This window comes from Rhizobium gallicum bv. gallicum R602sp (assembly GCF_000816845.1).
Classification (GTDB): Bacteria; Pseudomonadota; Alphaproteobacteria; order Rhizobiales; family Rhizobiaceae; genus Rhizobium; species Rhizobium gallicum.
The window spans coordinates 2,809,358-2,829,352 of record NZ_CP006877.1 but is presented as its reverse complement, the minus strand read 5'-3'; the positions used below and the strand labels follow the sequence as shown (position 1 = coordinate 2,829,352).

The 19,995-nt window shown below is 59.4% G+C and carries 19 protein-coding genes; 12 read left to right on the top strand and 7 right to left on the bottom strand.

Features of this window, described 5'->3' with window-relative positions:
• The first annotated feature begins 37 nt into the window (after window positions 1-37).
• From RGR602_RS14035 to arsK, 6 genes are read left to right on the top strand one after another with little or no spacing between them, the layout of a single operon-like run.
• Window positions 38-394, top strand: coding sequence for an ArsR/SmtB family transcription factor (locus RGR602_RS14035; protein ID WP_039845617.1), 357 nt, complete (start codon window positions 38-40; stop codon window positions 392-394).
• Entirely contained in the window at window positions 391-921 is a 531-nt protein-coding gene (locus tag RGR602_RS14030) for an arsenate reductase ArsC (protein ID WP_039845616.1), read from the top strand. The genes RGR602_RS14035 and RGR602_RS14030 overlap by 4 nt, the downstream gene beginning before the upstream one ends.
• Before the next feature lie 2 nt (window positions 922-923).
• Window positions 924-1,616, top strand: a complete 693-nt coding sequence (locus RGR602_RS14025) for an aquaporin (protein ID WP_039845615.1) — start codon at window positions 924-926, stop codon at window positions 1,614-1,616.
• Window positions 1,613-2,035: an arsenate reductase (glutaredoxin) gene (gene arsC / locus RGR602_RS14020; protein ID WP_039845614.1), complete on the top strand. Its 423-nt coding sequence runs from the start codon at window positions 1,613-1,615 to the stop codon at window positions 2,033-2,035. Before RGR602_RS14025 ends, arsC begins: the two co-directional genes overlap by 4 nt.
• Window positions 2,010-2,735 (top strand): arsenical resistance protein ArsH, encoded by a 726-nt coding sequence (gene arsH / locus RGR602_RS14015; RefSeq protein ID WP_039845613.1) that lies wholly within the window; start codon window positions 2,010-2,012, stop codon window positions 2,733-2,735. Before arsC ends, arsH begins: the two co-directional genes overlap by 26 nt.
• Window positions 2,732-3,958 carry an arsenite efflux MFS transporter ArsK gene (arsK, locus tag RGR602_RS14010; RefSeq protein ID WP_052451561.1) on the top strand — a complete coding sequence of 409 codons (1,227 nt, stop codon included), beginning with the start codon at window positions 2,732-2,734 and terminating at the stop codon, window positions 3,956-3,958. The genes arsH and arsK overlap by 4 nt, the downstream gene beginning before the upstream one ends.
• 29 nt (window positions 3,959-3,987) lie before the next feature.
• On the opposite strand, the gene RGR602_RS14005 is transcribed toward arsK, so the two are convergent.
• The 4 genes from RGR602_RS14005 to RGR602_RS38335 all read right to left on the bottom strand — a co-directional run bounded on the left by RGR602_RS14005 (window position 3,988) and on the right by RGR602_RS38335 (window position 9,241).
• Window positions 3,988-4,494, bottom strand: coding sequence for a hypothetical protein (locus RGR602_RS14005; RefSeq protein ID WP_039845612.1), 507 nt, complete (start codon window positions 4,492-4,494; stop codon window positions 3,988-3,990).
• 46 nt (window positions 4,495-4,540) lie between these two features.
• Entirely contained in the window at window positions 4,541-5,887 is a 1,347-nt protein-coding gene (locus RGR602_RS14000) for a mechanosensitive ion channel family protein (RefSeq protein ID WP_052451646.1), read from the bottom strand.
• A 592-nt stretch (window positions 5,888-6,479) separates the two neighbouring features.
• Complete coding sequence (locus tag RGR602_RS13995; protein WP_052451560.1) at window positions 6,480-8,459, bottom strand: acyltransferase family protein; 1,980 nt, start codon at window positions 8,457-8,459, stop codon at window positions 6,480-6,482.
• A 371-nt stretch (window positions 8,460-8,830) separates the two neighbouring features.
• Complete coding sequence (locus tag RGR602_RS38335; RefSeq protein WP_407692054.1) at window positions 8,831-9,241, bottom strand: Ku protein; 411 nt, start codon at window positions 9,239-9,241, stop codon at window positions 8,831-8,833.
• 100 nt (window positions 9,242-9,341) lie between these two features.
• Between RGR602_RS38335 and RGR602_RS13985 the strand changes: the two genes are divergently transcribed.
• The 3 genes from RGR602_RS13985 to RGR602_RS13975 all read left to right on the top strand — a co-directional run bounded on the left by RGR602_RS13985 (window position 9,342) and on the right by RGR602_RS13975 (window position 13,091).
• A complete protein-coding gene (locus tag RGR602_RS13985; RefSeq protein WP_039845610.1) occupies window positions 9,342-9,692 on the top strand; it encodes a DUF2200 domain-containing protein in 351 nt (116 codons plus the stop codon).
• A 382-nt stretch (window positions 9,693-10,074) separates the two neighbouring features.
• Window positions 10,075-11,985: an AI-2E family transporter gene (locus tag RGR602_RS13980; protein WP_223844017.1), complete on the top strand. Its 1,911-nt coding sequence runs from the start codon at window positions 10,075-10,077 to the stop codon at window positions 11,983-11,985.
• 662 nt (window positions 11,986-12,647) lie between these two features.
• A complete protein-coding gene (locus RGR602_RS13975) occupies window positions 12,648-13,091 on the top strand; it encodes a YybH family protein (RefSeq protein ID WP_039845609.1) in 444 nt (147 codons plus the stop codon).
• Window positions 13,092-13,757: 666 nt separating this feature from the next.
• Here RGR602_RS13975 and RGR602_RS13965 read toward each other — a convergent pair.
• Window positions 13,758-14,507, bottom strand: a complete 750-nt coding sequence (locus tag RGR602_RS13965; protein WP_039845607.1) for an SDR family oxidoreductase — start codon at window positions 14,505-14,507, stop codon at window positions 13,758-13,760.
• 135 nt (window positions 14,508-14,642) lie between these two features.
• Between RGR602_RS13965 and RGR602_RS13960 the strand changes: the two genes are divergently transcribed.
• Entirely contained in the window at window positions 14,643-14,966 is a 324-nt protein-coding gene (locus RGR602_RS13960; RefSeq protein WP_039845606.1) for a hypothetical protein, read from the top strand.
• Between the two features lie 100 nt (window positions 14,967-15,066).
• On the opposite strand, the gene RGR602_RS13955 is transcribed toward RGR602_RS13960, so the two are convergent.
• Complete coding sequence (locus RGR602_RS13955) at window positions 15,067-15,942, bottom strand: LysR family transcriptional regulator (RefSeq protein ID WP_039845605.1); 876 nt, start codon at window positions 15,940-15,942, stop codon at window positions 15,067-15,069.
• Between the two features lie 96 nt (window positions 15,943-16,038).
• Here RGR602_RS13955 and RGR602_RS13950 point away from each other — a divergent pair, with 96 nt between their 5' ends.
• Together RGR602_RS13950 and RGR602_RS13945 are read left to right on the top strand one after the other, a co-directional pair.
• Window positions 16,039-17,118 (top strand): alkene reductase, encoded by a 1,080-nt coding sequence (locus RGR602_RS13950; RefSeq protein WP_039845604.1) that lies wholly within the window; start codon window positions 16,039-16,041, stop codon window positions 17,116-17,118.
• 12 nt (window positions 17,119-17,130) lie between these two features.
• On the top strand, window positions 17,131-18,099 hold the full coding sequence (locus tag RGR602_RS13945) for an SDR family oxidoreductase (RefSeq protein WP_082046545.1): 969 nt from the start codon (window positions 17,131-17,133) through the stop codon (window positions 18,097-18,099).
• 424 nt (window positions 18,100-18,523) lie between these two features.
• Here the strand turns inward: RGR602_RS13945 and RGR602_RS13940 are convergent, their stop codons facing one another.
• A complete protein-coding gene (locus RGR602_RS13940) occupies window positions 18,524-19,966 on the bottom strand; it encodes a DUF1254 domain-containing protein (protein ID WP_039845602.1) in 1,443 nt (480 codons plus the stop codon).
• Between the last annotated feature and the right edge of the window lie 29 nt (window positions 19,967-19,995).

Below are 19,995 nucleotides of genomic sequence, written 5' to 3'. Positions count from 1 at the left end.
TTAATCCTAATTTCAACAATTCAAGGATTATTGAAATATGGATCAACGTCAAGCCCTGAGCGCCTTCGCCGCGCTCTCCCAGGAAACCCGCCTGCATATCGTCCGCGTGCTGGTGGTCGCGGGTCCAGACGGCATGGCCGCCGGCATGGTTGCGGAGAAGACGGCCGTCTCGCCGTCGAATGTCTCCTTCCACCTCAAGGAGCTCGAACGATCCGGCCTCATCAGCCAGAAGCGTGAATCCCGCTCGATCATCTACACGGCGAACTATAATGCGCTGGGCGGTCTGATCCGCTTCCTGATGGAAGACTGCTGCGCCGGGAACCCTGAAATCTGCGCACCTGTGGCGGCGGTCGCCGCATGCTGCGGGCCTAAGGTGGAGGAGAAACTTCAATGACTGCCGAGCGTGTCTACCACGTGCTGTTCCTGTGCACCGGCAATTCCGCCCGCTCTATCCTGGCGGAGTCCATTCTCAACGCCGACGGCAAGGGCCGCTTCCGGGCGTTTTCGGCAGGGAGCCAACCCAAGGGTAGGGTCAATCCCTATGCGCTGAAGGAGCTGCAGGCCCTTGGCTATCCTTCGACCGGCTTCAGCTCGAAGAGCTGGGACGTGTTTGCCGAGGCGGACGCGCCGGAAATGGATTTCATCTTCACGGTCTGCGACAGCACCGCGGGCGAAGCCTGCCCGGTCTGGATCGGCCATCCGATGACTGCCCACTGGGGCGTCGAGGATCCGGCCGCTGTCGAGGGCAGCGAAGTCGAGAAGGACCGGGCTTTCGCGCAGGCCGCACGGTTCCTGAATAACCGGATCATGGCTTTCCTGAGCCTGCCTTTGTCGTCGATCGACAAGCTCGCTCTGGAGCAGCACCTGCGCCAGATCGGCGCCATGGAAGGTTCGGCGAGCAATCCGGTGAAGGCAGGATAACGATGACGTTCGATCTGCCGCGCCGCCTGGTGTCCGAGGGCCTCGGCACAGCACTTCTCGTCGCGACCGTGGTCGGGTCGGGCATCATGGCGACATCGCTGACGCAGGATGTAGGACTGGCCCTGCTCGGCAACACGCTGGCGACCGGCGCGATTCTTGTGGTGTTGATCACTATCCTGGCGCCGGTTTCCGGAGCTCATTTCAATCCGGCGGTCTCGCTGGTCTTCGCGATATCGCGGTCGCTGCCGAAGCGCGATTTCCTCTTTTACGTCTTGGCGCAGGTTGCTGGCGGCGCCATCGGGACGATTGCAGCCCATCTCATGTTCGATCTTCCGCTCGTCCAGCTGTCGACAAAGGTCCGCACCGGCGGGGCGCAATGGTTTTCCGAAGGTGTCGCGACCTTCGGCCTCATTGCGGTGATCCTCGCCGGGATCCGCTTCGAGCAGAAGGCGGTGCCATGGTTGGTGGGGCTTTATATCACGGCCGCCTACTGGTTCACCGCTTCGACTTCCTTCGCCAATCCGGCCGTTGCCTTCGCCCGCTCGCTGACCGACACCTTTTCCGGCATCCGTCCGGTCGATCTTCCGGGCTTCTGGGTTGCCGAAATCGCCGGTGCGGTCGCGGCGCTCTTTCTGTTCACCTGGTTGCTGCATCCGGGAGCATCGTCAACCCTTTCACCTGAGGCAAAGCTATGAAAGCCACCATCTATCACAATCCAAATTGCGGCACGTCGCGCAATACGCTGGCGATGATCCGAAATGCCGGGATCGAGCCGACGATCATCGAGTATCTGCAAACTCCGCCGTCGCGCGCGGAGCTAGTCAAGATGATCGCCGACGCCGGCCTTACGGTGCGCCAGGCCATCCGCGAGAAGGGTACGCCCTATGCGGAGTTTGGGCTCGATCACGCGGCCCTGACCGACGATCAGCTTCTCGACGCGATGCTGAAAGATCCGATCCTCATCAACCGGCCCTTCGTCGTGACGCCGCTCGGCACGCGGCTCGCGCGGCCATCCGAGGCGGTTCTCGATATCCTGCCGGACACCCATAAGGGCGCCTTCGCCAAGGAAGACGGCGAACAGGTTCTCGATGCGAAGGGTAGGCGCATTGTCTGATCTGGCGGCAGCCTCACGCGAACATCTGCGGCTGCTCGATCTGGCGGCGCTGCGGCCGCCATTCTCGAAGCATAAGCCCCGTATCCTGATCCTCTACGGTTCGCTGCGCACGGTCTCCTATAGTAGGCTGCTCGCCCATGAGGCGACGCGCCTGCTCGAGCACTTCGGCTGCGAGGTGCGGATATTCAATCCGGAGGGATTGCCGCTTCCTGATGCGGAGCCGGCAAGCCATCCGAAGGTCCAGGAACTGCGCGATCTTTCGCAGTGGTCGGAAGGGCAGGTATGGGTTTCGCCGGAACGCCATGGCGCCATGACCGGCATCATGAAGGCGCAGATCGACTGGATTCCGCTTTCGGTTGGCTCGGTGCGGCCAACGCAGGGCAAGACGCTCGCCGTCATGCAGGTGTCGGGCGGCTCGCAGTCTTTCAACGCCGTTGGGCAGATGCGCATGCTCGGCCGCTGGATGCGCATGATCACTATTCCGAACCAGTCGTCAGTCGCCAAGGCTTTTCAGGAGTTCGACGCGGATGGCCGCATGAGATCCTCGTCTTATTACGACCGGGTGGTTGACGTCTGCGAGGAATTGGTGAAATTCACGTGGCTTACCCGCGACGCCTCCGCCTATCTCACCGATCGCTACAGCGAGCGCAAGGAAGAGGCCGATAAGCTCGAACAGCGCGTGAGCCTGAAATCCATATGACCGAATCTCCGCCGATTGCTGCCATTATCGCCCTTGGCATCACGCAGATCATCGGCTACGGCACGCTCTATTACAGCTTCAGCATCCTCGCCCCCGATATGTCGCGGGATCTCGGATGGCCGTCCGAGGCTATCTTCGGCGCTTTGTCCGCGGCTCTCCTGATCGGCGGTCTTATGGCACCTGCGCTCGGCAAATGGATCGACCGCTTCGGCGCCGGACGGATCATGACGGCGGGATCGGCGATCGCGGCGGCGGCACTTGTCGCCTGCGCGCTGGCGCCCGGCAGGATTTCCTTCGTAGCGGCGCTGATCGGCATCGAGGCGGCGTCGAACCTCGTTCAATATGGCGCGGCCTTCGCGCTGCTCGTGCAGATCCGGCCGCAGGCGGCACAACGGAGCATCACCTACCTGACGCTCATCGGCGGCTTTGCCTCGACAATCTTCTGGCCGATCACGACAATGCTGCACGCTGAAATATCGTGGCAGCAGGTCTATCTGGTATTCGCGGGCCTAAACTTCGTCATCTGCCTGCCTATCCATGCCGTGCTCTCGCGCCAGATGCGCCGAAACCGGGTGCGAAGCGGCAAGGCCTCGCCGGCGAGACGCGTGGAAGGAACGCTTGCCGCATCGGCGCGCAGGATGGGTTTCGTTCTGATGGCGTTTTCCTTCTCCCTGCAGTCGCTGGTGAGCTCGGCCATCCTCGTCCATATGGTGCCGCTGCTTTCCGGCCTCGGGCTCGGCGCGACAGCGGCGCTGGTCGGGACGTTCTTCGGTCCCTCGCAGGTGCTCAGCAGGTTGACGAACATGCTCTTCGGCGTGAACCTGCCGCCGCTTAAGCTTGCCATCATCGCGGCCACGCTTATGTCGGCAGCGGTATTCCTGCTCATCCCGACCGCGCCTTCCGTTGCCGGCGCCATCGCATTCGCAGTTGTCTTCGGCCTGGGAAACGGTCTCTTCAGCATCGTCACGGGAACGCTTCCGCTGTTGCTCTTCGGAAGCGACGGCTATGGAAAGATGCAGGGCCGGGTGATGGCGGCGCGGCTGATCGTGTCGGCGGTCGCACCCTTTGCGCTGGCCTACCTGATCGGGAGCATCGGCGTCGTCTGGTCGCTGGCGTTGACATTGGCGGCAGGCGTGCTTGCCGTGCTGGTTCTGGTGGTCATCGGGCAACTCGCCAGGAACGGATCGGCCTCGGAAGCGGCCGCGACGCAGACGAGCAACTGACGAAACCGGTTGGACAGACCTGCGCAAATTCACTGACGCATAAGATCGATGTTACTGGTAACGACCGACCCTCCGGTCGCATGGTCGCGATCGACCGTGCGCAGGCGCAAGCCATCCGCCCCGACCTTCTCGATGGTCATGGTGGCGTTCCGGTCTCCGTTCACGGGGCGGGCCCAGCGTACGGAAAGATTGATGGCATTTCCGCGGCGGCTTCCAGAAAGCGCAGACGGCAGGCCCATCGGTCCGACATAGGTTCCGGTATAGCGCCCGCCGCTGACCCTCAGATTTGCCGAAACGGCCCGGCGCACGACGACAAAGCCCCGGCAGCTGCCGTTCATGGAGAAGTTGGCTCGGCCCGCCGTCGTTGCGAAGCTGCACCGCACGTTGACCGGATCGCTGCCGATCCGCATCAGCACCTGGCCTGCGCCTTGCCAGTTTCCAGCAAGCGACTGGAGGAAATTGGCTTCCTGAGCGGCTGCCGCAAGCGGCTGGGAGCCGGCGAGTGCGAGGGAGAGCAAATAAACGGCGCGGCGCATGGCGGTGACCTCGTGAACGGATACTGCCGAACGTCTTTGAGGCAATTCAGTTCCCGGATTTGGGGCTGCCGGAAGCGCGTTCATCGCCTGGCCGTTGCCGAAAAGATGCGCGGGCAAGCTCGACAGGTGTCTTCATGATGATTTCGCGATGCGGGAACGGGATCGAAATGCCGGCTGCCTTGAATGCATCCCATAATGCCATGAGTACTTCACCGCGCACGTTGGTAAGGCCGTTGCTCGGGTCGGAGATCCAGAATCTCAGCTTGAAATCGACCGATGAAGCCCCGAAGGCCGTCATCCAGCAGACCGGCTGGGCGTAGGTGCCCGCAACCCGCGGAATGGTCTTGGCCGCTTCGATCGCGATGCGGGCAACCTCGTGCGGATCGCTGTCATACGAGGTTCCGAAATCCACCTCGATGCGGACATAATCGCTGGAGAACGACCAGTTGACGACTTGCTGGGAAATGAAGTCTTCGTTTGGAATGAGGTACTCCTTTCCATCTCTGGTTATGACGGAGACGAAGCGGGAGCGCAGGTCGCGGATGGAGCCGAAGGTCTCTCCCAGCGTAATCGTGTCGCCCGGTTTGATGGATTTATCGAGCAGGATGATGATTCCGGATATGAAATTGGAGACGACCTTCTGCAGGCCGAAACCAATGCCGACGCCGACAGCACCTGAAAAAACCGTGAGCGCCGTCAGGTCAATGCCTGTCGCAGACAAGGCAATCGTGCCCGCAAAGACAATGAGCCCGATCTTGATCAGTTTGCTGATGAGAACCTTCAAGGAGGGCGTGAGATCCGCGGACTTCTGGATCCAGTTCGACGACATGTTGCCGATCAGAACCGCAAGCCAGATCAACGCGACGGAAAGGACGATGGCCTTCAAGACGAGCAGCATTGAAAGGCGAACGGCGCCGAGATTGACGGCTATACCATCGAGTGCTGCCAGAAGCGCGCGATCCAGCCCAAGCGCGTAAAGTGCAAAGTAGAGCCAGCCGGCGGCGGCAACGACACGCGCCAGCATCTGGTTGCGGATGATGCGCGTGAGTACCGAGATGACGAACCACGCCACCACGAGAGTGAGGGCTGTTGCTACCAGCCACCGGTGCGATGGCCACGCAAATCGCAACAGCACCACATCCGCAACCGCCAGCAGTACAATCAGAAAGAGCCAGCGTGTTCGCCGCATGAATGCGATGATGACGCGAAGTAGATCCGGATTTCCCTTGATGGTGCGGGCGCGCGATTCCAATGCCGGCTCGATCCGTTTTGCCAGCAAGCCGGAAAGCAGGTAACCGGCGACAATCAGGGCGGACTGATAGACCGTCCACTCATTGAAAAGGAAAGCCTGCAGCCAAGATCCGGCAGCGTTGACCGCCTCTAGGAAATCCATCGTCGTTCTCTCGCGATTTTGCAGAATAACCAGCGGGAGCGCGGTTTTGTTCAAATGCGGGTGTCGAGGCAGTTTATCCGACCTGAAGCGGGCACGCGAGTAGACGTCCTCTCGGCCGAACTCAGCAGGTCAAATCGACGGGCCGCGGAAGTGCGATCGCTTGATCGGGTGCATCCTTGGGTCGGTTTCAAGCAATTGTGCCTCACGCCGTCGCGATGGGCAAACCTCCTGCTCCGTCCTCCCTCCAATCGCAGCACTATCCCGGGTCTCGACAGACGGCCACCGGAGGTGAACGGTTTTCCTCGGTTGCCTGCTTTATCAATGAGAATCGATAGAGCGCAGCCCATGAGCCTGCACGCTTTTATGTGGAAAGGGTGTCGCTCCTGGCGCGGGCATCCCATCCCAGTATCGAGACCTCAGCCACGGCCTCAAGCTCGGCACGGCTGGCCCCGTCGCGAGCCAGGATTGACATGCCAAACTGCACAGTCTGCACGAAACGCGAAAGACCTTGAGACGAGGTTTTTCTATCTAGGGTGAGAAAATCGACGGAGAAAAGATGCTAGAGGTCTTCGGTAAGAAGGCCTAGGCTTACCTAAGAGGGCTTCTGAGAAACTGGAGGAGCCTTCGCCGTCGATTGGAGCCGCTCGCGGGTGACGAATGCCGGCGCGAACATTGCGCGGACGGACAGCGCCTTGGACGCGCTTGGATGATTGTCGTCGACGAAAGCCGGAATTCCCTGGTCTTGGACGGGGCAGGTTTCATCATTGCAAAAGAATGGCGTGGCATCGATCAGCGTCACCTTCGCGAAGTTGGGCCTCGAAAACAGCCGCCTGACGATTTTCTGCCGCTCTTCGAACACATCCCTCGACACACCCGAAGGCAGGGGCTGGCCCAGCCGATGCCGGACCAAGACGGTCTGCGGCACGTATAACGGCTGCTCCGGAACGAAGCCGACAACGACGATCCGCTTCTGGTCGAGGTGAGCGAACTGATCTGAAAGAGCCGCGGCAAGCCTGGAAAGCTTCGCTTCGTCGTCGGGATGCGTCATCGACGGCGGTACCAGGATGGGAGCGCCATAGCGATAGCCGCTGGCGATGTTTGTCCAGCGCGCGATGATGACGACGGTATGAATGGTTTCCGTTCGCTTCAACAGTTGTTCGGCCTCCACCAGAAACCGCTGGCAGCTGCCGGAATCGCTTCTCGACCAGATGATCGGTCTGCAGCCTTCTTTCGTCAGGATCATGACACTCTGCCCGGCCTGCTCGGCGGCCGCGACGACACCCGGTGCGAGCGCATCTGCGATGCTGTCGCCCATCAGCGCCACGCCGGGCACCTTGTCGGCGCCGAGAACGCAGGGCGTGCCAGCCCTCAAGCGTTCGAGCGAAGGCGTGTCACATGCACGACGGTCGGGATTGGTGTCGCGCGCACCCGACGCCATGCGTCGTTCGACGCCGGAAAACCGCCCGGGCATGCCGCCCAATTGTTCCGTGACGACCCATAGGCTGATGCAGGTTGCAACGGTCGCTGCGACCAACTTTGCGGCAGTACGGAAGCTGGCATCGGATCGTCGAGCAGGGTTCTCGATGAACCGCCAGGCGGCGTAGCTGACAGCAAAGGTGAGAGGCAAGAGGGCGAGCCCTTCACCGGCCGTGAGCGCTTGTCCTTTTATGATTCTGGCAAAATAGAGAACAGGCCAATGCCATAGATAGAGTGAATAGGACAGTTTTCCGATGAACGCGAGAGGGGTAGAAGCAAGGGCCGTTGAGACAAAACTTCGTCCGGACCGCGCCGAATGCAGGATCAGGAAAGCTCCGAGACAGGGAAGAAGTGCCGTCTCCCCCGGGAATGTCGTGTTTTCTCCATAGAAGAGAACAGGAATGGCGATGAGAGCAAGCCCGGCGGCCGACGCTGCTTGACGCCTACGGTCGTCCCGAATGGCGCCAAACGTTCCTGTCGCCAGCAGGCTTCCGACGAGCAGTTCCCAGAAGCGGCCGAACGGAAGGTAATAGGCGGCCGTCGGCCAATGCCGCACCATGACGACGGCAATTGCGAACGAGATGATCATCGGGAGGGTGACGATCCGCTGCCATGACCAGCTTGTTCGGGAGCGGGCAATGAACAAATAGAGCGGCAGGAAAAGATAGAACTGTTCCTCGACACCGAGAGACCAAGTGTGAAGCATCGGCCGCCAGGCGGTGCCCTCGTCAAAATACCCAGCCGCCCTGGCGAAACTGAAATTGGAGATCGACAGGCTGGCCTCGCCGATGCTCCGCATCAGCCGCTCGAAGGCTGGAGGCGTGAGAAGTGCGGCACCGACCAAGGCCGTTACGAACATCATCGCGAAAAGAGCAGGCAAAATCCGCTTTGCTCGGCGAAGGTAGAAATCGGCCGCGGAGAACGTCTGTTCCGTCATCTGGCCGATGATGATCGCCGTGATCAGATATCCCGAGATGACGAAGAAGACATCGACGCCGACGAAGCCGCCCGGCAGGAAGGAAACTCCTGAATGAAAAAGGATCACCGATAGGACGGCGATGGCTCTGAGGCCATCAATTTCTGCGCGGTATTTCATCGGTCAATCCTGCAAAACTCAGCCGACATAACTGAAAAGTCGCCGCAATCAATCATGCCAATCCCCTGAAAATTGTGGAAAAGGCGCCGGAGAGTTTTCTTGTTTCCGGCGAAGACGCAAGATTTTCCGGCGCAGGCGTACTACGCCGGACGCTGATGAAGTTTCCATCCGAGCTAGTCGAGATGCCCACATCGACAGTGCTGGTCAGAGAGATCAGGCTGCCTGCCGCGTTCGCCAGATACCAGACTGTGGGCGCAAAATGACTGACGATAACCGGAATTCTCAAGAGTGGCGCATACCCTGAAACACGTTGCCGAATGGCCTAATTTGGCGGGGGCACGTGATCGCATATAAATGTGGAATGCATGCGGCTAACAAGAATTTCTTTGGGAGGGAGAGGAAACGCAGGCATTATTGGGTTCACGACGACAGCGATTTCGTCGCTGTCGTACTCCGCCGGATTGAATTTCCTTCTCGGTGCCGATGATGTGTTTTGCGAGATCGAGCATTTCGACCTCCATCTTCAGCTTTGGTATCTCGTCGAAAGCCGTCGGGGACGACCTGACGTCGTAGTCGAAGTTCAATGCGATGGCGATGAGGCCATTTTTTTTGAGCGCGGAACACGACCGTGCGCATCTGCAGGACAGCACCGCCCGCGCGATTGCTGCTACGTTTGATTTGCGCATGGCGTCGCGCAGGAGGATAAACGCATCCTGAAGTGCACAGTCTTCCGCTATCGGCCCTAGAGCGGACGTTCGCGCCGCTCGTCGGACATGCCGCACTTGCTCTTTAAGCCTCCCGCGCTGCAAAGGATTGCGGTTGAGGGTCCGTTGGCTAAGGTTAGCGGTGACAAAAGCTCACAACGCTTCCGCCGGGGGATGCATGACCAAGCATCGAATCTATTCAGTCAGTATCGCGAGCGTCTATCCGCACTATGTCGCCAAAGCGGAGAAGAAGGGGCGCACGAAAGCTGACGTCGATGAGATCATCTGTTGGCTGACGGGACATACCCAAGAGACGCTAGATGATCAGTTGGCGAACGACACAAAATTTGAGGACTTCTTTGCGCAAGCGCCTCAAATGAATCCCTCGCGATCGCTGATTACCGGTGTGATCTGTGGCGTTCGCGTGGAAGACATCCAAGAACCTACGATGCGTGAAATCCGCTACTTGGACAAATTGATCGACGAACTCGCCAAAGGGAAAGCGATGGAGAAGATCCTGCGAAAATAGCCAGGCGGGTAGTTCGAACCGGCAAGGCTTGATGTCCTGAGCTTGAGCATCGGACCGCTTCGACCAAACTAGGCTTGCCGTTGCTGAATACCCAATCGATCCTTATCCGAGGGCGGCCTGGAGGGCGACCTAGGCAGGATGCGCATTCATCGTAGGCCCCCAGTCCTGCGAGATCACCATTATCTTGGAGAGTGGCACCTTGCCGCTCGGCCCAGTGCAGCGATCATTTGCTAAGTCCTATCTGCGCCCTACCTCCCTGAGTCTGGGACCAATTGGCATATCGACGCCTTCACGTCACGACCACAGCAAGGAGGCGGAATTGAAAAACGACCCCGGGGGTTCTCGTCGTATATACTCAATTCCGCCCTCATCACCTTCACGCATGCCTGCCTTTGCGAGCGTGCTCGCGGTCATTGCCATTCTCTACTTTGCAAAGGAAGTCCTTCTTCCTCTGGCAATCGCTGTTCTGCTGACGTTCGCACTGGCACCAATTTCCTCACGTCTTCGTAAGCTGGGGCTTCCTCGCATTCTGGCGGTCATAACTACCGTCATGCTCGCCTTCCTTATTCTCCTCCTATTCGGCCTTGTGGTAGCGGGACAGGTTACTGAAGTCGCGCAAAACCTCCCTGCCTATCAAACCAACATTGTGGGAAAGATCCGGGCGCTCCAGGAGAGCGGGAGCGATAAGGGTATCCTTCAGCGTCTGACTTCTGTCGTCGAAAGTGTCGGACGGGAACTCAACAGTGTGGAGAAGAACCCGACTGCTCCCGTGGGCGAGCCTCCATCTAGGGAGCCCCTGCTCGTAGAGATATTCGCGCCAAGCCGTCCCATTGCTACGCTGACAAATTTGATCAGCCCCTTGGTCGGTCCGATCGCGTCATTGGGACTAATCATAGTCGTCGTCATATTCATGCTCCTGGAGCGGGAGGAGCTTCGCGACCGCTTTATCCGGCTCGTCGGCTACGGAGACCTCCATCGCACCACCGAAGCCCTGCAGGAGGCGGGAAGCCGCGTTGCGCAATATCTTCTCATGCAGTTGGTCGTGAACTGCGCTTACGGCATCCCCTTGGCGCTTGGGCTTTGGGCGGTGGGAATACCCAATGCAGTGCTCTGGGGGATGCTCGCCATCGTTCTGCGGTTCGTCCCATATATCGGGCCGGTAATAGCTGCCGTACTGCCGCTCTTCCTGGCGTTCGCGGTCGATCCGGGCTGGAGCCTTGTTCTTTGGGTCGCCACGATCTTTCTCGCGCTGGAGCTGACGAGCAACAACATCGTCGAACCGTGGCTGTATGGTTCCCGAACAGGCCTCTCTCCCCTTGCCATCATCGTTGCGGCTATTTTCTGGGCATGGTTATGGGGACCGGTCGGCCTTATCCTGTCGACGCCGCTGACCGTGTGCCTGGCAGTTCTAGGGCGTTATGTCCCGCAGTTTGAATTCTTGGAAGTCCTGTTTGGCAGCGAACCGGTGCTTGATCCCAAGGAACGCCTTTATCAAAGACTTTTAGCTGGGGATCCCGACGAGGCCACCGATCTCGCTGAGGAGATCCTCGAGGAAGATTATCTGGAGGAATACTATGGCAAGGTTGCTATTCCAGCCCTCCTGCTCGCCGAGCAGGACCGCCGCAGAGGCGTCCTGACAGCGGAGCAGATGGATCAATTGTTCGGTACCGCCATCACGCTGGTCTCGAATCTGGAAGAGATCGCCCGGGAGGAGGAGGAAGAAGAGCAGGAGGACAAAACCGCCGACGAGACACCCTTGACGGCCACGAAGGACGAGGGAGAAGGCGACGAGGAACTGCCGGACGGGACCGGGAAAACGGTCTTCTGCATTGGTGGCAGGGGGCCTCTTGATGATGCATCAGCGGTGATGCTGGCCCAGGTTCTCCAAGTGCAAGGAGCGGAAGTGGTGGCAGCAAGGCACTCCGACATCGCCAACCGCCGCAGCCGCGATCTCGTTCCGAATGGAGCAAATGCCATCGTCGTTTGCTTCCTGAACTTTGACTCCGTCAGGCATGCCGGCATACTTGTACGCCGATTCAAGCGCATGTATCCCACCACGCGCGTAGGCGCAGTGCTCTGGTCTGAAAATGATGATGACACGCACCTGCACAAGCTTCCAGAGGCTGATTTCATCGCTTCCACCTTGACCACCGCCGCGCGTGAGATGCTCTCCGATGCGCCGCCGTCTCTGGTAAGCCCTCGGAGGCTCCGTATCAGACGACCCAAAACCGGGACTGGCACTGCTCTACAGCCGCCCTCTGGTCCTGCCGATCGGCCGCAAGGGCCTGAATAGCCAATCGTTCAACTACGTGCAAAGGATTGGGGTAGCGGGTCCATCCCCCAGACATAGCCGATCAACGCAGCGAGACCCACCGCTGCTATGGACGGTTCCTGATCCGGCACGTTCGGAATTCACCGGGAAGGCACCTGGCGCACCCGAAGAGATGAGAAACTGGCATCACTATGTCGTTGTTGCCTGCCAAAGCCTCGCTTTGCATCGCTTCGCCGATCGCCCTCTAATGATGAAGGAGATCAAAGCCAATGAATGCTGCAACCAACGCCACCACCACCGTAACTCCGGTCACTGGCATCACATCAGCTCTTCGATCTGTCGGGCGACCTGTCAGGGCTTGCCGACCGGCACGGCGTTCAAGCTACCGACGGCAGGGGAGACGCGTTTGCCCATGGCGGCGGGCCGGACCCAAGGGACAAGCCGCAGCCTGCGATTGAGCGCGGGACTTCTTCGATATTGTTCCGAGCTTGCTTTCCGGGTTTACCGGAAGTCGCGGGCTTTGAGGGACGGACTCGGCATAGTATCCGGCTCGGGACAAATCCCGGATCTCCATATCGACACCTTGAAGGTGAAGGCGCGAAATTTCCACTAGCTTCGTGTGTCGGTGTCGGATTGTCGTTGCCTCGTTCGTCCTCTGCTTGAACAGCACAGGAGAACGGCCAATGAGCAACGAAACCAAAGTCAAAATCGAAGACGAGGCGATTATCGCCATGCTAACGATGCGCGCTTCCGCGCTCGGCGAAAAAGATGCCAAGGGTGCACTTTCCTACGAAACCGAGGATTCTGTCGAGTTTTCGCTAGCACCGCCGCTCGTCTACCACGGCAAGGATGAGGCAGGCCTACAGGCGTGGTTCAATACCTGGGAAGGTCCGATCGGTGGCGATGTTTGCGACGCCAAGCTAACAGTCGGCGGAGACGTTGCTTTCTGGAGTGGTCTGACGCGCATGACAGGAACTAAAACTGATGGCACTGAGGTCGATCTTTGGTTTCGTCAAACACTTGGCCTGGTGAAGCGCGATGGCCGCTGGATGGTGTCCCACCAACATGCATCCGTGCCATTCGCCATGGATGGAAGCGGTCGCGCTCTGCTCGATCTAAAACCTTAGCGGCTGGCCCTGGGGGAATCGATGTCCCGCCCGGAGAACCGCCGAATGAGTGGCCGGGCGCTCTGCCCTGATAACCAGGCAATAAAAAAGGCCGGGGCGAAACCGCACCGACCTTCTCGACATCGCTTTTCACACCATTGCCAGTACATCCGTGGTCAAAAGCAGATAAGCGACTTCGGCAGTCGCGAACGCTCGCGTGGAGTGCTCACCAGCAACGCCGATTACCTGCAGATAATCGATGATTGTGTTGGTTTCAAGGGCGCGTAGGCGATGCGACGTCGATCTTCTAGCTGGCAACCGCGAAACGGGGCCGGGATCGCTATTATAGTGTCTACTGGAACCTTCGCTAGGAACGGAGGTTAATTGCGTGAGGTCGCGTGAGGTCGCGGTGTGTCAATCGGACACGACGGAGATGATGAACGCACCGGTTTTTCCGATTTCTCGGTGCGGGCAACGAAACGCCAGGCGAGCATCTAACCCGTCCGCCGTGACCATATCTCTCTGAAAGGCAACCTCGCCATGATCAATCCACCGAGTGCCCAGCCAGATAGTCCGGAACGAAAGGTCGAGCTCGATCAAACTGTCGCCTACGCCGTCACGATTTTCGTGGAGAAGGCCCACCTCGTCGGTTGGACCCGCTGCCCGAGCACGCTGGCGAGATAGCCCTCAGAGGTTGCTCATCCCGCCGTCGATAATCAGCTCGCTGCCTACGATGTAGGAAGCTTCGTCCGAAGCGAGGAAGATGATCGTCTTCGCAACCTCGGCTGCGTCGCCGAAGCGGCCGGCGGGGATCTGGCTCTGGATCTGGCTGGCCATGGCCTTCGAGTCTGCCTCCGACGTTCCCAGCTTGCCGTATAGCGGCGTTGCGATCGGGCCGGGGCTCACGGCGTTGACGCGGATGCCGCGGCCGATCAGCTCTCCCGAGAGCGTCGTGGCGAAGGTGAGAAGCGCACCCTTGGTAAGGGCGTAGACGCTGGAGTTGGGCATTCCGATGTGCGCGTTGATCGAGATGTTCAGCACGATGGCCGCACCCTTGGCGAAGATCGGCAGCAGCGCCTGGATCAGGAAATACGGACCCTTGACGTTCGTCGCGACCGACTTGTCGAAGTCGGCCTCCGTCCAGCCTTCTACCGGACCGAACTGGGCGACGCCGGCATTTACGAAGAGGATGTCCAGATGACCGAACGCCTGCTCGATCTGCCGCGCGACGTCCTTCTGTCCTTCGACACTTCCGGCGTCGGACTGGATGACCAGCGCCTTGTCGCCGAATTCCTTCCGGGTGTTCTCAACGCTGGCCGCGCTGCTGCCCGTGATGGCGACGCGAGCCCCTTCCGCGATGAACTGGCGGGCGGTCTCAAGGCCGATGCCGCTGGTGCCGCCGGTGATGAGGGCGGTCTTGTTTGCAAGTCTGGACATGACGAATTCCTTTCGTTGATCGGTTGCTCGCCCCATGCCGGGGTGATGACAATGATTTAAACCGAAATGCCCGTCCGGATTAGTCGGCAGATCGCCAATCTGCGGTTCGGAAGAGCCGAACGATCCGAGGAGCGCATGTCGTATAGGCCTGTACGCAAGGATGCAGCGACAGGCTGCGCGCCGTTCTCCAAAGGTTGCAATGTTTGTGTTCTCGATAGAGACAATGGCGAAGACTTTCTCGCGACCAGTATCGAGCTCGGCGTCGGCGTCGTGTCCGCTGACATCTGCGGTGGGCGGAAAATCTTCGACAGTTGGGAGATCATTGACATCGTTTCGGTCGATACGATGGACAGGTCCTCAGGTGGGACGAGCGCGGCCCATCCCAGCGACGGCGCCTTCTCTAACCGGCATGTCGAGGCCAAGCGCTTTTCGAGCTTTTCCCTGGGCGGGATGAGATGACATCGTCGTCGGCAGTCAGGCCCATTCCGGTCTTAGACCATCAAGCCCGCACCTTTCCGAAAGCTGCCGGTCCCGCGTGCTTCCATAAGAAACTCCAGGTTCAAGCTTCCATCAGCCTAGAGGATAGGAACTCGATGAAGCGCTGGGTCTTGGCTGGAATAAGGCGAGTTTCGGTGACGGCGTAGATGCTGACCGCCGAGCCCTGCCACTCGGGCAGTATGCGTCGGAGCCGGCCGAAGGCCAAGTCCTCAGCAACGATCTTCTCGGGAAGCAGGGCGATGCCCTGGTGGTTGACCGCCAGGGCTCGGATCATCCCGACGCTGTTGAGCGTGAAGCGGCCGCTAACGGCGACATCGACCTTGTTCATCTCCCGGTGCAAAGTCCAGGTAGGGCTCCGCAGCATGCCGATGCATTCATGCTTCGCCAGTTCCGCCGGTGTGGCGGGCTCGCCTGACGCTTCGATATAGCCAGGAGACGCATAGAGGTGCAGCGAATGCCGCCCGATCAGGCGAGTTATCAGAGTGGAATCTGCCATTTTGCCTATGCGGATCGCCACATCGAACGGCTCGGTGACCAGATCGACACGGCGCGGGGTCAGGTCGAATTCGAACGAGATGCCGGGATAATGCCGCGCGAAATCGCCGATGATCGGCGTGAGGTAAAAAGTAGCGAGGTCGACCGGAAGCGAAACCCGGAGGACGCCGCTTGGCTGCTCAAGCATCGCGCCGAGCTGTTCGTGTGCGAGCCGTGCCTCGTCGACGATCCGCTTGCTCCGCTCAAAATAGAGCTGACCGGCCTCGGTGAGCTCGATCTTGCGCGTCGTGCGGTGTAGGAGCCTCAGCCCGATAGCCTTCTCCAATTCGCTGACACGTCGCGACAGAGTGGAGTTTGGCATGCCGAGAGCCTCCGCAGCCTTCCGAAAGCTCCTGGCTCTAGCGACCTCCACGAATAGTGCCATATCGTTCAAATGACTCATGTGATTGCGCCATAGATGGAAAACTGATTTCAGTTTTGCCCGATTATCCTTAGATTGGAATAGTGGATAAGGGCTCCAGCCAATGGAGAGCCCACAATGAACCCCATCTTCACCTCTGTCCGCGTCGGCCGCTACGCTCTGCCGAACCGCCTCGTGATGGCCCCGATGACTCGCAGCCGCGCCGGCTTCGACGGTACGCCGGGCGAGCTGGCCATGGAATATTATGCTCAGCGCGCCGAGCTCGGCCTGATCGTCACTGAAGGCACCCAGCCCTCGGATGACGGCCAGGGCTATCTCACCACACCCGGCATCTATACGCCCGCCCATGTCGCCGGCTGGCGCAAGATCACGTCCGCCGTGCACGATAAAGGCGGCCACATCTTCATCCAGCTCATGCACGCTGGGCGTATGTCGCATCCCGACAACACGCCGCATCATCGCCAAGGCGTCGCACCGTCCGCGATCGCGCCGGGGACGGCCATGTTCACGGCGACCGGGATGCAGGACATTCCCGCGCCGCGCGCGCTGACGACCGAAGAAGTGCGCCGAACCGTCGCCGATTTCCGTCACGCGGCCCGCTCAGCGATCGAGGCCGGCGCCGACGGCATCGAGATTCACGGCGCAAACGCCTACCTCGTCCAGCAGTTCTTCGCGCCGAGTGCCAACACGCGCACGGACGAATATGGCGGCTCCATCGAGAACCGTGCCCGCTTCGCCATCGAGGTCGCCACGGCGATCGCCGAGGAGATCGGTGCGGACAGAACTGCAATCCGACTGTCCCCCGGCACGACGATGTGGGGAATTGACGAAGGCGCTGAAGGGGCGGATCTTTATCGCCATCTCGTCGCCGAACTCGACAACCTCGGGCTCGCCTATATGCACATCATGCACCAAGGCGACGAGCCGCTACTCGCCAACATCCGCAAGCTCTGGCACCAACCGCTGATCCTCAACCGGCCGGGTCGCCCGCACGATCAGATCGGCGTCGACGTGACTTCGGGACTGGCCGATCTCGAAGCCTATGGCCAGATGGTCTTGGCCAATCCGGACTTCGTCGTGCGGCTGAAGGCTAATGCAGCGATGAACGAGGCAGACCACAACACCTTCTTCGGCGGCACCGCACAGGGCTACATCGATTACCCCGTCCTGAGCGCCCGGACCGATATTAGTTCATGACAGGAGACTAGATTGCCTCTATCAGCAAATCCCTTGACTGCCTCGGATAAGAAGGCACTCGCCGAGATCGAAGGCTCAAGCGCGACGGCGAAAAAGAAGGTCCTGGTCGTCGGCGCAACAGGGTTCCTCGGAGCGAAGATTCTTCGCAACTTGACGCTTGATGCGAGCGTTGCCGTCGTCGCGATGTCGCGAAAGGGCGCGCCCTCAAATGAAAGCGCCGACGTCGAATGGGTGCGCGGCGACATGATGGATCCAGCTTCATTGGATCGTGCTTTGCGGGGCGTGGACGTCGTCGTCAGTTCAGCTAACAGTTACATGAAGGGAAGCCTCGACACGGATTTCCAGGGCAACAAGAACCTTATAGAGGCGGCGGCAAGAGCCAAAGTTGGCCGATTTGTCTTTCTCAGCATCGTTAGCTGCGAGGCTGCGTCTGCAGTGCCGCATTTCCACGCCAAGAAAGTGGCCGAGGATCTGATCAAGGCCTCCGGGGTGCCGTATGTATTTGTCCGCGCGCCTACATTTCTCGATCAGAGTACGGACTTTATTGCGAAGGGTGTGAAAGCTGGCCGGTTCCTGGCGATGGGCGATAAGACCACGAGGTGGTCCTATGTTCTAACAGATGATCTGGCCTCATATCTTGCCAAAGCCGCGACGTTTCCTGGCAGTGAAATCAACAACCAAACCATCGATGTCGGCTGGCGCGATGGCCCCAAGAGTCAGCAAGAGATCGCCGATATCGTCTCCGAAATTACGAAGAGACGTCTTAGGGTTCGGGTCGTGCCATGGTTGGTTTTCCGCTTGCTCGCTCGGCCCGTGAAGCTGTTTTCCGAGCTTGGGTACGATCTGATCGAGATGTTCCTGTTCTTCAAGAAGGGCGTCTACGTTTCGAATATTTCGAAACAAGAACATTTCTTCGGACCCGCGCCTACACCCCAAGATGCGATCACGCGGTGGGCAAGAAGTCATCAGCTAATTTCGTGAAGCATAGTGTGCCGGCATTTCAAGAGCGAGATGGGCACCTGTCTTTCAGCTAAATCAGAAAACCACCGAAGAAGGACATATGTGAGCGATCCGACAGCGTTTAAAAGGCCAGGTGATTCCGTGCCGACGACTCTAGGTCCTCAAGCCCAAGCCTATTTGGCGCAGAGGGCCGCTCTGTTGGCTGTGTCCGGCCAGACGAGAGTGGGGCCGCAAGCGCTCTCGGAATTTCTGGATCCCCTGGTCGACATGATGCGGCCGCTCGCAGCCGAGTTTCGAGGATCCACGGCCACGATTGCCTTGCCGAGCGGCGGAGAGAGCAAAAGCAGCTTTGTGTTTGTCAGGCCCGTCTGAGGCATCCTTTGCACATGATAGAAAGGGGCAGGATTGTGCGGGAAATCAAGTTATCGTCGGCGTTCAGCGTCTTCTACGAGACCCGTTTCACGCCGGGCGGCTGCCATGTCCCTTTCCCCGCCGGCAGGATCGAAGGCGCTTCCGTCTTCGGCCAGTACAGGCGCATCACGAGATAGATTGTGCCATCCGGGGCCGGAAGCCAGTTGGCTTCCTTGTCCGCACCAGGGCTGTCTTTCTGGATGTACAGCGTCAGCGAACCGTCAGCGTCCTTTTTCATCCCCGGCAACATCGGAGAGTTGATGAGGTAGCGATTGATCGGATTCTTGACCAGGAACTGGCTCTTGCCGTCGTACATCGTCACGGACCAAAACGAATGCACAGGCGGCAACTGGCCAGGCGGAAAGGTGATGGTGTACTTGTGCTTGCTGCCGTCGAGCGGTTCACCGGTCGCATCCGTTCGGGTGAAGGGGTACATGGCCTCTGCGGCATCGTTGCCATAGAGACCGGCCTTGGCGGCCCCAGCCCGCATCAACCAATCGCCGTTGAAGAAGGCCTCATCGCCAAGCAGCGAACTGACGTTCCAGCCGTTGATGGGTTCGTTTCCGCTGGCCAGCCATTTGTTGATTTTATCGTCACCTTGCTTCATGCCGGCCAGCATTTCTGCCTTATGTTCGAGCGACAGATCCTTGAACTCGAAGGTCTTACCGGAACCGATGCCAATCCTTGCAAGCTTGGCTCGGATTGCTTCGTCCCTTGACGTCTCAGGGACGTATTGCAGGGCCACGTCGAGATATAGGAAGAAGTTTTTCTTGATCCCGGCAGTGGTGGCAGGAACGAACTCGATCGTCGGTGCGGCGGGCGGGGCGGGCTGTTTGAGGAAGGCTGAAAGCGGTTGCGCCTTGTAGCCCGCCTGCACCTTTTCCACGTTCGGCATGTCTTCGGCGTTGATAAGTTGGGTCCGGAAGTTGGCGAACACGAACGGGGTGGTCGAGGAGAAGACCTGCTTGATGCCGTTGGGCTTCTCGCCTTTCCAGTCGGGTCCGACAACGAGATAGGAGCCCGGCTCGGTCCCTGTGGCGCGCGAGCCGATATAGCCGAAATTGTAGGTGTTTCCGTCGATGAACTGGACCGAATAATAGCGGTCCTTCTCGACCGCTGGCACCGAGATGACCATCGGTTCGGCGCGCAAATCCAGCCAGAGGATCGAGTAAGGCGTGTCGCTGTTCGGTGTGATGATTGCGGTGTCCGCCGGGGTGGCGACTTGATGCATGTTGTTGATTTCGTTGAACGGTGCCTTGAACTGTCCGGAATTCCTGTCCACGGCGAACTCCTGCATGACTGCGTAGTTCATCACGAGCGGCAAGCCGTAGATGAAGCCCTCTTCGGCAATGTCTTTGGCCTCCAGCAGGCTGGGCGATTCGGCCTTATTCTGCGCAAATACCTGGGTGGATTTCGCCGTCGTGGCGGCGAATGCGGCCATCGCAGCAGAGCGGAGCAGATCGCGTTTCGTAAGCATGTGAACGTCCTTTTGGTTCGCAGCGTGCG